The 12,522-nt window shown below is 47.3% G+C and carries 12 protein-coding genes; 8 read left to right on the top strand and 4 right to left on the bottom strand.

Features of this window, described 5'->3' with window-relative positions; translation table 11 throughout:
* Positions 1-46 precede the first annotated feature (46 nt).
* The 3 genes from BW42_RS14470 to BW42_RS14460 are packed head-to-tail and all read right to left on the bottom strand — an operon-like array spanning position 47 to position 2,317.
* Positions 47-691: a hypothetical protein gene (locus BW42_RS14470; RefSeq protein ID WP_035412639.1), complete on the bottom strand. Its 645-nt coding sequence runs from the start codon at positions 689-691 to the stop codon at positions 47-49.
* Positions 688-1,860: a DEAD/DEAH box helicase gene (locus tag BW42_RS14465; RefSeq protein WP_035412637.1), complete on the bottom strand. Its 1,173-nt coding sequence runs from the start codon at positions 1,858-1,860 to the stop codon at positions 688-690. The genes BW42_RS14470 and BW42_RS14465 overlap by 4 nt, the downstream gene beginning before the upstream one ends.
* 28 nt (positions 1,861-1,888) lie before the next feature.
* Positions 1,889-2,317 (bottom strand): hypothetical protein, encoded by a 429-nt coding sequence (locus tag BW42_RS14460; protein WP_035412635.1) that lies wholly within the window; start codon positions 2,315-2,317, stop codon positions 1,889-1,891.
* Between the two features lie 339 nt (positions 2,318-2,656).
* Between BW42_RS14460 and pflB the strand changes: the two genes are divergently transcribed.
* From pflB to abc-f, 3 genes are all read left to right on the top strand, one after another.
* On the top strand, positions 2,657-4,906 hold the full coding sequence (gene pflB / locus BW42_RS14455) for a formate C-acetyltransferase (RefSeq protein WP_035412632.1): 2,250 nt from the start codon (positions 2,657-2,659) through the stop codon (positions 4,904-4,906).
* Between the two features lie 34 nt (positions 4,907-4,940).
* A complete protein-coding gene (gene pflA, locus BW42_RS14450; RefSeq protein WP_035412629.1) occupies positions 4,941-5,660 on the top strand; it encodes a pyruvate formate-lyase-activating protein in 720 nt (239 codons plus the stop codon).
* A 274-nt stretch (positions 5,661-5,934) separates the two neighbouring features.
* Complete coding sequence (abc-f, locus tag BW42_RS14445; RefSeq protein WP_035412626.1) at positions 5,935-7,635, top strand: ribosomal protection-like ABC-F family protein; 1,701 nt, start codon at positions 5,935-5,937, stop codon at positions 7,633-7,635.
* Between the two features lie 70 nt (positions 7,636-7,705).
* Here abc-f and rsgA read toward each other — a convergent pair whose 3' ends face one another.
* On the bottom strand, positions 7,706-8,755 hold the full coding sequence (gene rsgA / locus BW42_RS14440) for a ribosome small subunit-dependent GTPase A (protein WP_035412623.1): 1,050 nt from the start codon (positions 8,753-8,755) through the stop codon (positions 7,706-7,708).
* 273 nt (positions 8,756-9,028) lie between these two features.
* Here rsgA and BW42_RS14435 point away from each other — a divergent pair, with 273 nt between their 5' ends.
* From BW42_RS14435 to BW42_RS14415, 5 genes are read left to right on the top strand one after another with little or no spacing between them, the layout of a single operon-like run.
* Positions 9,029-9,406 (top strand): hypothetical protein, encoded by a 378-nt coding sequence (locus tag BW42_RS14435; RefSeq protein WP_023467260.1) that lies wholly within the window; start codon positions 9,029-9,031, stop codon positions 9,404-9,406.
* A 50-nt stretch (positions 9,407-9,456) separates the two neighbouring features.
* Entirely contained in the window at positions 9,457-10,074 is a 618-nt protein-coding gene (locus BW42_RS14430) for a hypothetical protein (RefSeq protein WP_023467259.1), read from the top strand.
* Between the two features lie 59 nt (positions 10,075-10,133).
* A complete protein-coding gene (liaF, locus tag BW42_RS14425) occupies positions 10,134-10,853 on the top strand; it encodes a cell wall-active antibiotics response protein LiaF (protein WP_029340864.1) in 720 nt (239 codons plus the stop codon).
* A complete protein-coding gene (locus tag BW42_RS14420; protein WP_035412619.1) occupies positions 10,850-11,875 on the top strand; it encodes a sensor histidine kinase in 1,026 nt (341 codons plus the stop codon). The genes liaF and BW42_RS14420 overlap by 4 nt, the downstream gene beginning before the upstream one ends.
* Complete coding sequence (locus tag BW42_RS14415; RefSeq protein ID WP_023467256.1) at positions 11,872-12,501, top strand: response regulator transcription factor; 630 nt, start codon at positions 11,872-11,874, stop codon at positions 12,499-12,501. The genes BW42_RS14420 and BW42_RS14415 overlap by 4 nt, the downstream gene beginning before the upstream one ends.
* Positions 12,502-12,522: the final 21 nt, after the last annotated feature.

The raw sequence follows: 12,522 nt of genomic DNA, 5'->3' as shown, positions 1-12,522 counted from the left end.
TAGGACATATGACTTTTTGTAGTCAACGTGTCCTAGGTTTTTTGAGTTATTCTTCTGGTCTTGGTGCAATGTTACCTTCTTCGATATCGAGGAGCAAGTCGATTAATTCCGCACAAAACTCTGGATATTGACGAAGTAACGCGTCTTCTCCCACTTCATCCACGAAGTCCGTCAACAAAGCGAGGACTTCTGGTACTAATGCGCGCGCTACCTTCATGTAGGCAATCGCAAAGCGCCACTTACCAGAAATATAGAGCAGTTTCCCAATCAACAGATCCCCCGGTTCGACTTCAATCTCAGCCAAATCCGTTTGATACGTCTGTTTCGACATTAAATCAACAACACCATCTGCATCGACTTGAAACAGCGACGGCATCGGGTCAGCTAATCCACGCAAGGCGCGATAGAGACTAGGTGATAGCTCGTCTTTTATCTGCTCGAGAAAACGACCGTGCGGTGTTTTTCCTTGATCATCCGTTTCATAGAAGATCGCCCAGTCAACGAATAAGTCCCGGAACAATTCAGCATCTTTTAAATACCAACGTCCTTCTGTCGCAATCTCTTCAATGAAAGCGACCCAGTCCGTACTGCGTGCTGTTGCTGCTTCCTGATACATTTTCTTCAAGGCTGCATTCATTTCCGCTTCAGAAACCGTCGTCGGAAATGGAATTACTTTTCGATCGTTCTTCATTTCGATCGCCCTTTCCGGTGAGGAGTAGCCGGTCGCTTAATCGTCTGAGGAGCTGTGAATTCACGTTTCGGAATGACTTCTCCGCGGTAAATTTCCATTGGCTCCATCTCGACGCCCATTTGCTTTGCAAGTGTTTTTAAGTGTTTTAAATCTTGATCCGTGACAAGTGCAAGTACCATCCCATTTGCGTTTCCGCGTCCCGTCCGACCTGAACGGTGTACGAAATCGTCAAGCGACTCCGGTAAATCGTAATGGACGACGTGTGTGACCGCTTCGATATCAAGCCCACGCGCCGCAAGACCTGTCGTGACGAGTAAAGGAAACTCTCCCTTTTTATAAGAACGCAAGGTCTCCATCCGCTCTCGTTTTCCTTTTTCAGCGTCTAAAATCCGGTATTTCAGTGAGAATTTACTCAACTCGCCATTCAATGGTCCAAGGAATGAGCGATTGTTGATGAATGTCAGCACTTTTGATCCTTGCATGTTCGCCAGACGACGTAACAATTCCGGTTTCTGACGACGTGAAGTCTCCAAATAACCGAATGTCACTTGTGTGCTGACGGCACGCTCAACACGAATCGTCTCAGGATCATTCGCAAGCGTCCGTCCCCATTCTGCTGTCCGTTCCGGCAATGTCGCTGAGACAAATGCCAGTTGTCGATCGCGTAGCGCACTATTTGCGATTCGCGTCGCCGAGTCACTCATGCCACTTTCATAAATTTGATCCGCTTCATCTAAAACGATCAATTTCACCTTATGCATCTTCAGCTTCTTCGAATCAATCAACTCGACGAGACGTCCCGGTGTTCCGACGATGATTTGCGGCTTTTTCTTCAATCGTTCATATTGTCGCTTTAATTCAACACCACCAATGAATGCACCGGATTTGATACCACTTCCTTGAGCAAATAATTGAATGACTTGATGAATTTGCATGACGAGTTCCCGTGTTGGTGCCGTGATGACGACTTGCACGTGTGGCTCTTCCACTTCAATCTTTTCTAAAGCTGGAATGACATAAGCAAGCGTCTTCCCTGTTCCTGTCGGCGCTTCAGCTAGGACATCTTTTCCTTCGCGCAACAACGGAATCGCTTGTTCTTGAACAGGCATCAACTCTGTAAAGCGCGCCCGTTCCCATGCTTCCTGTAAAAATGGTTTTGTAAAGTTCATAACGATTTCTCCTACTCTCTTAATTCCATCATGCCGTTACGTATTCGACATGATCTCCTGATGCATCACGGTATCCCCGTAATGTCTGTGTATATTCATTTCCTGCGTCGAGCAATCGGATGTGGAACCGGACTTCTTCTTCACCAGCTTCTTCCTTTAAAATCTCGAAGCCTTGGATGACACGATCCTGTAATTCTGCAGCGAGTGCCGGATACACGGCAAGACTCGCATACGTCGCTTTTACGTCCACGGGACGGCGAACAAGCGCAATCCAGTACGATTCATCATAGCCGATAAAGTCTTCATAATCAAAATCATCTTCAAACCGAATCCAGAATCCATCACCTTCAAATTCTGTGATCATCCCAGTTCGCGTCGAACCTTCCGATCCGATTTTCAGCGAGACCCAGTCTCCCGACTGATAATCTCCTTGTTGCGTTAATGACACATACTCCATTTGGCACACCTCCACGTTCTATGTTCCCTTTTTCATTGTCAACGATACGTCCTAAAAACACAAGATACCGTAACGTGACATTCCTCACAGTTTCAACTGTGCTAGTGGATCTTTTTCAAATCAGCTCATACAGTTTCGTGAAAATCTTGATTTACCAGACTTCAACTGTTTTTTAATCTTCACTCTTTCATAGGTACAGAAATAAAGAAAGCCCGTCATATCAACGTTTGTTCACTTGTTAAAATATTCACATGAACGTAAAGGGAATCTCTACCTCCTTTTGTTACACTATTCACATAAGGAACTGATCATTAGCTCAATTTTAAAGGAGTGGTATCCATGTTATTAGAAAAAACGAGTGCCTGGGCAAACTTTACGTCTGGCGAATGGATCAAGACAATCGATGTTGCAGACTTCATCCGGCTCAATCGCACGGAATATACAGGTGATGATCACTTTTTAGTCGATCCGACGCAAGCGACGCAACGGCTTTGGCAACAAATTCTACAGTTGACGAATGAAGAACGACAACGTGGTGGTGTGTATGCCGTCGATGCCAAGACACCATCAACGATTCTCTCGCATGATGCAGGGTATCTTGATCCCTCTCTTGAAAAAATCGTCGGCTTACAGACGGATGAACCGTTCAAACGTTCAATTCATCCGAACGGCGGGATTCGGATGGTGAATGATGCCTTAGCTGCGTATGGCTTTGAAGCAGACGAGACCGTCACGAAAATTTTCAGCGATTACCGAAAAACACACAACCAAGGGGTTTTTGATGCTTATACTCCAGAGATGCGCGGCGCGCGTAAAGCCGGTATCATCACAGGATTACCAGACGCCTATGGACGTGGGCGGATCATTGGCGACTATCGTCGTGTCGCTTTGTACGGAACAGCACGTTTGATTGAAGAACGTAAGCGAGACTTGAAGGCACGTGGCGGCTTCCTCTCTGAATCGATGATCCGCGACCGCGAAGAAATGAATGAACAATTGCGCGCATTAACGGAATTGACCGAGCTTGGAACTCGCTATGGTTTTGATCTCTCCCGCCCTGCAGAAACAGCACAAGAAGCATTCCAGTGGGTCTATCTTGCTTATCTTGCTGCGATCAAAGAACAAAATGGTGCAGCTATGTCACTCGGTCGAGTCTCGACGTTCCTCGATATTTATGTCGAACGTGATCTTGCGACCGGCCGCTTGACGGAAGAAACAGCACAAGAGCTCGTCGATCATTTTGTCATGAAACTTCGGATCGTCAAATTCTTACGAACACCGGACTATAACGATCTCTTCTCTGGCGACCCGACGTGGGTAACGGAATCGATTGGCGGGATGAGTGAAGATGGTCGATCAAATGTCACGAAAAGTTCATTCCGGTTCCTGCATACGCTCTCGACACTCGGTCCGGCACCTGAACCAAATCTAACTGTTCTCTGGTCCACTCAGCTTCCACGCGGATTCAAGGAATTTTGCGCGAAGATGTCGATCATATCAAGCTCGATTCAGTATGAGAACGATGATTTGATGTTGCCGGTTTATGGGGATGATTACGGCATCGCTTGTTGTGTCTCCGCGATGCGGATCGGGAAACAGATGCAGTTCTTCGGTGCTCGAGCAAACCTTGCAAAAGCATTACTTTATACAATCAATGGCGGAATGGACGAGAAGCTCAAAATTCAAGTCGCCCCAGCCACACCATTGATGCTCGACGAAGTACTCGATTACGAGACAGTCATGGCGGCTTACGATCGTCAACTCGATTGGCTCGCAGAACTGTACGTCAACACACTGAATGTCATCCACTACATGCATGATAAGTACAGTTACGAACGGATTGAAATGGCTTTACATGATCCGGAAATCTTACGGACGATGGCATGCGGCATCGCTGGTTTATCGGTCGTCGCTGACAGTCTATCCGCTATTCGTTATGCAACAGTCCGCCCGATCCGAGATGCGGATGGGATTGCAGTTGATTTCAAGATCGAAGGTGAGTTTCCAAAGTTCGGGAATAACGATGAACGGGTCGATCAGATGGCGGTTGATCTCGTGACATTGTTCATGGAGAAAATCCGTAAACATCCAACGTATCGAAATGCGCTCCCGACACAGTCTGTCCTGACGATTACTTCAAACGTTGTCTATGGTAAGAAGACAGGAAATACACCCGATGGACGCCGTGCGGGTGAACCATTTGCACCCGGTGCTAACCCGATGCATGGACGTGATACCCGTGGTGCTATCGCTGCTCTGACGTCTGTCGGGAAACTACCATATGAACATGCGCTCGATGGTATCTCCTACACGTTCTCGATCGTTCCAAAAGCACTTGGTAAGGAGGAAGCAACACGTATTCGCAATACGGTCGGATTACTTGACGGATATATGGGTGGTACGACTTCAAAAGGTCATCACTTGAATGTCAACGTCTTCGACCGTGAGACGTTACTCGATGCCATGGAGCATCCAGAACAGTATCCACAGTTAACGATTCGGGTTTCCGGTTATGCCGTCAACTTCATTAAACTGACGCGTGAACAACAGATTGATGTCATCAATCGTACGTTCCACGGTTCTCTCTAAAATGATGTGTAGTATGTGAAAGGAAGTGAGCAGAATGACCTATGGTATGATCCATTCCGTTGAATCATGTGGAACAGTCGATGGTCCTGGCATTCGATTCATCGTCTTTACGCAAGGATGTCCACTACGGTGTCAATACTGTCATAACGTGGATACATGGGAGTTCGGTTGCGGACAGCGTGTCTCAGCAGACGAAGTCGTAAAAGAAGCGATCAGCTATCGCTCCTTTTTCGAGGCGACGGGTGGCGGAATCACCTTCTCTGGAGGTGAACCGCTCGCTCAGCCAGAGTTCCTAGAGGCTGCTTTAACAGAAGCGAAGCGGCATGGACTGCATACGGTCATCGATACCGCTGGATCTGTCGTCCCAAAAAACATCGACGCCATTCTCGATGCGACGGATTTGGTTCTGCTCGATATCAAGCATATCGACGATGCTGCTTGTCGCGTCTTGACTGGACGGAGTAACGCCAATACACTCGCCTTCGCAAAACGCCTAGCCGAGCGAAACATTCCCGTCTGGATTCGCCACGTCCTAGTTCCAGGTATCACGATGTCGGAACATTTCCTCCGTCAGACCGGCGAGTTCATCCGGACGCTCGGAAACGTCGAGCGCGTCGAGGTACTGCCGTATCATCAACTCGGAGTCTATAAGTGGGAAAACCTTGGTCTTGCTTATCCGTTAACTGATGTGCTTCCTCCTTCACGAGAAGAAACAAACGCTGCGCAAACCCTACTTGAATCGTACTTGTGTTAACGTTTCCAATTTGTTACAATGACATCATAGATTATGAACAGGAGGTACAACACCGAAATGAAGCAATCACTCGTACAGGTCGCTTGATGAATGAAATCATCTCTTTCGCAATGCAGTTGCGGATGTCTGACGCTACGAGTCTGCTCTTTTTCGGTGTGACCAACCTCTGGCCAGCACCTTCTTTGAGTTACACTCCGGCACACCATCCGCTCGCTTCGGATGGTGTGTTTTTCATTTCATCTTATCGGAAATGAACACTAAAGGAGCTGCTTTTATGCCTACTGAAACACTTACGATCCAACACCTATCGATGGACTACGACGAACGACGTCTTTTCTCGGACGTTTCTTTTCATATTCATACCGGTGAACATGTCGCCTTAATCGGTCCGAACGGCATCGGAAAAACGACACTGTTACACTTGATCGCTGACCAACTTCAGCCGACTGACGGTTCGATCAAGCGTCATTACAAAAAACTCGGTCTACTATCACAACACTTCGTAGCGGGCGATCACACCGTTCTTGATGTCGTCGAACGAGCGGATGCGGTTCGTTATCAACTTCGCGCTAATGCCATGAATGGTGACTTGACGATTTATCAACGAGCAATCGATCAGGACGCCTTCTCGCTGGAAGCAGATGCAGCACGCGTCTTAAAAGAAGTCAAATTAGAGGAAGCACTCTGGACACACAAAGCATCCAGTTTAAGCGGTGGTGAACAGACGCGCCTCCAACTTGCCTGTCTGCTTCTATCACGACCTGATTTCATCATTCTCGATGAACCGACGAATCATCTGGATCAAGAGACACTCGAGTGGCTCACGGAATGGGTCAACATGTCACGGACCTCGATTCTCTATGTCTCACACGAACGATTCTTCATCGACGCAACGGCTGATGCCGTCATTGAATTATCCGAATCAGGGGCAACGCGATACAGCGGAAACTATCAGTCCTATAAAGAACAAAAGGAACATCAAGCTCTGTCGCAACAACGAGCGTACGAAAAACAAGAACGCACCCGTAAAGAGCTGACACGCATGATTCAAGGATACCGGCAATGGCATCAAAAAGCCTCGAATCAAGCGAGTGAACGCGATCCGTATGCGAAAAAGAAGGCTGCTAAACATGCGACGAAGGTCAAGGCAAAAGAGCAGCAACTCGAGCGTCTACTCGAGGATCGTGTACAAAAACCACAAGTTGCACCGACTGTTCACGTCGCATTCGAACATGAAGCGATTCGTGCGAAACGACTGATTTCGTTCGAACGTGTCTCATTCATGCATGAGACGAAAACCATTCTAAACGATGTCTCATTTTCAATCGATCGCGGTGACCGGATTGCTGTCATTGGACCGAATGGAAGTGGGAAAACGACCTTACTGCGTCTCATTGAGGGCGAATATGCTCCTAATCAAGGGACAGTCATCCGCCATTCTCGATTAAAAACCGGCTATTTTTCACAAGCTCTTTCCCATTTACCGACATCCGGTACGTTGTTAGAGGCATTGCTCGAGTTCGGCACGATGAGTGAAACGGATGCCCGGACACTACTCGCCTGTTTTTTATTTCGACGTGATGATGTTTACCGGTCGATTGCCGACGCCAGTATGGGTGAGAAATGTCGAATCGCCTTTTTACGCCTTTATTTCTCTGGTGCTCACTTGCTTATTCTCGACGAACCGACGAACTATTTGGATCTTGCGACTCGTGAACAAATCGAAGCCGCCCTCGATGTCTTCCCTGGTGAGCTCCTCTTCGTCTCTCACGATCGTTATTTTACCGATCGGCTATCGAACCGGACGTTTGACTTAACGACTGGATTCAACGATCATCCAGACGGAACTGCCGTGGTAAGAAATGCACGCCGAAGTGACCCTGAAGCGACTCAATCCGATCTACATCGTCTTGATGCTTTGACAGGTGATGTGCCGTTCGATACAGAAACAAATGAATCACTTTCAAAAGAATAACAAAAAAAGCATCTGCATAGAAAAAGAGACTCCTGTTTCCATTGCAGATGCTTTTCATATTTCAGTCGTATTACCGCTTTTGATACTTCAGTTTCGTATGCGCTTGTGCCTGCTTGTGGATTTTTTTCCACTTTTCTTTCTCCGCCGCCTGCAACGCCACGTTTTGCTTACGTTCCGTATAGGCGATTTCTCGTTTTAGCTTGACGAAGCTGTTCCAGCGCTCAGCAGATAGCGTTCCATCTTCTAAAGCTGTCCGAACGGCACATCCTGGTTCCTTCTCATGTTTACAGTCTCGAAAACGACAGTTTTCAGCAAGCTCTTCAATATCGGAAAACGTCGACGATAAACCTTCACTTCCATCCCATAAGGCCAATTCTCGCATCCCCGGTGTATCGACGAGTAATAAACCGTTCGCCAGTCGTTTCAGTTCGCGATGTGTCGTCGTGTGACGTCCGCGTTCATCGTCTTCCCGTACGCCACCCGTCTCCATTAGCTGTTCTCCAGCTAAAGCGTTGACGAGCGTCGACTTCCCAACGCCGGACGATCCGACTAACACGATCGTTTGCTTGACTTGTAACTGGGCACGTAGTTCCTCTAATCCGTCACCCGTCAAAGAATCAACGGCAAGGATTGGTGTTCCGAACGCAATCGCTTCGACAGCCTGCAGTTCTATTTCGATCGACGGCATCAAACTTTTTTTCGTCAGGACGATGATTGGTGTCACCCCTGCATCCCAAGCAACCGTTAAATAACGTTCCAGTCGACGGACGTTGAAGTCATGTCCAAAAGCCATGACGAGCAAGGCAACGTCGACATTCGCGCAGATAATTTGTTCCTCGGTCTCCGTCCCTGCCGCTTTTCGGGAAAATTGAGACGACCGTGGCAAGACCCGTTCGATTCGTCCTTTGCCTGGCTCTCGCTCTGTTTGAATGATCCAGTCTCCAACCGCTGGCAATTCAGCTTTCGTTCCTGATTGAAAACGCAGCTTACCAGACAGTTCGCTAAGTGATTCTCCTGTGTCCGTCATGACACGATAATGCGTTTGGTAGACGGCCGTGATTCGTCCCAGTTGTTCTGTTCCTGTCGTTTCGTAGACAGGTGGTGTACCCCATTCGTTCAAATGGTTTCCTCCTCTGATTTAAGGGAGGGAAACCCCTCCCTGGTTTTCGACACATGTTACTTTTTTAGCGTTGATTGTTGCACTCATCAACATCACTCCTCTCGATTCGATTCCTTTATAGAATATCATATCAATCAATGTTTCTGGTAGCGCTTCCCTCAAAGTCAGACCTTCTCTCCGCCTTAAGCCCGAGAGCAAATACGGTCCAAAGAGCGTCGTACGAACAGAAGGACTTCCGTATTATAAAGGTATCAACACAAGGGAGGCTTCCTCATGAAGCAATCGAAAGGAAAACAATTGGTGATGATTCTTGCCGGACTCGCATTACTCGCCGTTGTCATCGGAACATTACCACATATGATCGGACTTGGTTTAGGGGCATTACTTGCGTTCTATTCGATCAGTAAGTTCATGCAATCGAACAAATGGCCAGCGAAACTCGGTTTCGGATTTCTAGCAGCCATCGGAATCGGACTTGCCCTCTCAAACATCTGGGCAGTCATCGGAATCGCAGCAGCCATCGCATTGTACGTCGGTTACATGCGTATGAAACTACAGCGTGTCAATGTTCAAGATCTCTTTAACCGCCGCCGTACGTCAACAACACATTTTGAAGCTGACTGGAAAGACTTAGACGAAAAACGATTCTAAATTTAAAGATAATACCCATACTGTTTACCACTTTCAAGGAGGAATTTTTCATGAAAAACGTGTTTGATCAACTCAATGATTTTGCGACACAAATGATGACAGAAGTCAAAAAAGCCGCTGAACAGGGCGAAGTACCTGCTAAAAAGCTCGTTCGTCATATTCGATCTACAGAAGCTGATTTAAAAGAGATTGATCGACTACTTGAGCGTCAACGGACATTATTGCTGGAACTGACTCAAAAGCAGGAAGAAGCGAAGGATTTAGCCGATAAACGCTTCAAACAAGTTGAAATCGCAAACGAAGCCGGTGAACAGCAACTCGCCGAACGTGCTGCCATCGAATCGAAACATTACGGAGAGCAATACCGGTTCTTCGAAGAACTCGTCGCTGAAACGAAACGCGAGTTAAATGAGCTTGAACGTGAAGCCCTCGAATTGAAGTTGAAGCTCGAAGACCTACAGAACAAACGGTACGAATGGATGATGCGCGAAAACGTTTCGAACTTAAAAAACAAGATGAACCAGGTGCTAGATCGCGAACCAAATGCTACTATAAAAGAAGAAGCACATCCGTTCACGGCGGAAGAACCTGAAGCAAAACAACCAGCCGTTGATGAAGATGATATCGATGCGCGTATCGCTGAACTCGAACGCCGCATTCACCAATAAGCAGTTCATGACGAAGGAGGCGTATGCCTCCCTTTGTCATGTTAGAAAGGAGATTGATCGTGCGACGATTAAGTACGAAACAACTGGTCGGTTACGTATCGATCCTGTTCGCCCTTGGTCTATTCTATGACCTATTATCCGGTGCAGGAAATGTATTGTTCGGTGTCTTATTCCCTTTCCTGCTGTATTACGTCGGGATTCATTTCCGGCGGCGCAATCATGAAAAACTAGCGATCCTCTTTTATATCGTCGGTACGATCATTCTTGCTGGCGTCGTCCTCAGTTCGGCTGCCATCGGTTTTGTCATTGCCGGAATTTTGCTCTATCTTGGGATCATTCTTGTGACACGGCATTCTGTCCGTGAATTTTTGTTTTCACGGATTGCCCCCCATCAATATGAAGAGGAAGGCATCAAGATTCAACCAGCTTACTCCTTCTCGACCCAGGCCGATGCACCGTATGTCTTACAGGACTTAAGTGAACAGTTCATCGTCAAGGATTTAGAAATCGATTTGACGCATGCCTATGTCCCGGAAGGTGAAACATTGATCGTCGTCAGTGGCGTCGTCGGGGACGTCCGGATTCTTTTACCGTCCGGTTATGATTATACGCTCGACACGTCGATCGGCTTCGGAAGCGTCAAGACGGACATCCGCCGTATTCCGACCTTCTTCAATCGACGCATTCAATTCCGAGCACCAGAATATGGTGAAGCGACGCGGAAGGTTCGTATTCATGTCATGCTCGGTATTGGCAACGTGGAGGTGTCTTCGATATGAAGCGTGATCAATTTCCGCTTGGTGTCATCGCTCTGCAAGTCATGACGGGCTTCTTGACAGCCGTCATGACGACGTTGTTATTCTTAAGTACACGCCAAGTCGATTGGCATGTTCTCTTCGTCCGTCAGCAAGACTTTCCTGTCCTTTTACTCGTCATCGGACTCTCATTACTACTGCCGCTTGCTATCGGTAGCATGCATTATTTTTTCTTGCGTCGTGACTTCAAGCGTGTCACGACTGCCATCATCGAACTGGAGCAAGGAAAAGATGTCACAATTGTTCCCGGTCCCTATTTTCATACGTTGACACGCCTGTCACGAATTGGAAAACGTATTGACGAGCAAGTCGAGACCGTTCAAAAGATCAGCACGCGTCCGCAGCACGTCGAACAGGTACGGATTCAAGCTGTCACCGAAGAACGCAAGCGACTCGCACGTGATTTACACGACTCCGTTTCACAACAACTTTATGCCATCTCGATGATGACGACAGCAGCCAAACAGACGATTTTGTCTCAACCTGAAGCTGCTGCCAAACAAATCGAAATGGTCGAGACGATGGCACAAACGGCACAGTCTGAAATGCGTTCGCTCTTACTTCAACTTCGTCCCGTCGAACTTGAAGGAATGACGTTACAACAAGGACTTTCTCAACTGCTCGAAGAATTATCTAGAAAGCAGTCCACACAATTGAGTTGGAAGTTAGAAGAGATGTCACTCCCACGACAAATCGAAAACGAGTTGTTCCGGATCGTTCAAGAAGGATTAACGAATGCCTTACGTCACGCGAAAGCGTCCCATATGGATATCGAGCTCCGGCAATTCAACGAAACAATTATCCTGAGCATGAATGATGATGGTGTTGGATTTGTTGTGGATGAAAAAAAACTTGCCTCTTATGGCATCAATTCGATGCGAGAACGAACGGCTGAGATGGGTGGAACGATTCGTCTCGTCAGTGTTCATGGACAAGGAACCCAAATCGAAGTAAAACTTAGAAAAGATCGGATGGTGCAAGTATGATACGCGTATTATTAGTAGATGACCACGAGATGGTCCGGGCCGGTGTGTCTGCTTTCCTTTCCACACAACCAGACATCGAGGTCGTCGCTGAAGCTTCGGATGGTCAAGCGGGAGCCTTGCTGGCGCTCGAACACCGACCGGATGTCATCTTGATGGATTTAGTGATGGAGCCAGTTGATGGCGTCGAAGGAACCCGGTTGATCCGCAAAGACTGGCCGGAAGCAAAAATTCTCGTCGTGACGAGTTTTCTTGATGACGAGAAAGTCTATCCTGTCATTGAAGCGGGTGCGATGAGTTACGTTTTAAAGACAGCTAGCGCCTTTGACATCGCAGAAGCGATTCGCAAGACAGCAAACGGTCAATCCGTCATGGCAGCACAAGTGACCGGTAAAATGATGGAACGTCTTCGTCGTCCTACGACACACTTACATGATGATTTAACGGAACGTGAGCAGGAAGTTCTTCAATTGATGGCTCGTGGTATGGCGAACCAAGAGATTGCGGACGAATTATTCATTTCCTTAAAAACCGTCAAAACACATGTCTCGAACATCTTATCAAAACTAGATGTCGTAGACCGTACACAAGCTGTCGTCTATGCCTTCAAGCATAATCTCGTCAAATAAGATTTAGCCCTTCATTACTTA

Origin of the sequence: Exiguobacterium sp. RIT341 (assembly GCF_000632205.1) — a bacterium.
In the GTDB taxonomy this organism is placed as follows: domain Bacteria; phylum Bacillota; class Bacilli; order Exiguobacteriales; family Exiguobacteriaceae; genus Exiguobacterium_A.
Note: the sequence above shows the minus strand (reverse complement) of the source record. Positions and strands in the feature narration are given on the sequence as shown.

Bases quoted from the DNA above. Each gene is read 5' to 3' on its own strand.
- BW42_RS14470 (WP_035412639.1), bottom strand. From the start codon at position 691: ATGAAGAACGATCGAAAAGTAATTCCATTTCCGACGACGGTTTCTGAA.
- BW42_RS14465 (WP_035412637.1), bottom strand. From the start codon at position 1,860: ATGAACTTTACAAAACCATTTTTACAGGAAGCATGGGAACGGGCGCGC.
- BW42_RS14460 (WP_035412635.1), bottom strand. From the start codon at position 2,317: ATGGAGTATGTGTCATTAACGCAACAAGGAGATTATCAGTCGGGAGAC.
- pflB (WP_035412632.1), top strand. From the start codon at position 2,657: ATGTTATTAGAAAAAACGAGTGCCTGGGCAAACTTTACGTCTGGCGAA.
- pflA (WP_035412629.1), top strand. From the start codon at position 4,941: ATGACCTATGGTATGATCCATTCCGTTGAATCATGTGGAACAGTCGAT.
- abc-f (WP_035412626.1), top strand. From the start codon at position 5,935: ATGCCTACTGAAACACTTACGATCCAACACCTATCGATGGACTACGAC.
- BW42_RS14435 (WP_023467260.1), top strand. From the start codon at position 9,029: ATGAAGCAATCGAAAGGAAAACAATTGGTGATGATTCTTGCCGGACTC.
- BW42_RS14430 (WP_023467259.1), top strand. From the start codon at position 9,457: ATGAAAAACGTGTTTGATCAACTCAATGATTTTGCGACACAAATGATG.
- BW42_RS14420 (WP_035412619.1), top strand. From the start codon at position 10,850: ATGAAGCGTGATCAATTTCCGCTTGGTGTCATCGCTCTGCAAGTCATG.
- BW42_RS14415 (WP_023467256.1), top strand. From the start codon at position 11,872: ATGATACGCGTATTATTAGTAGATGACCACGAGATGGTCCGGGCCGGT.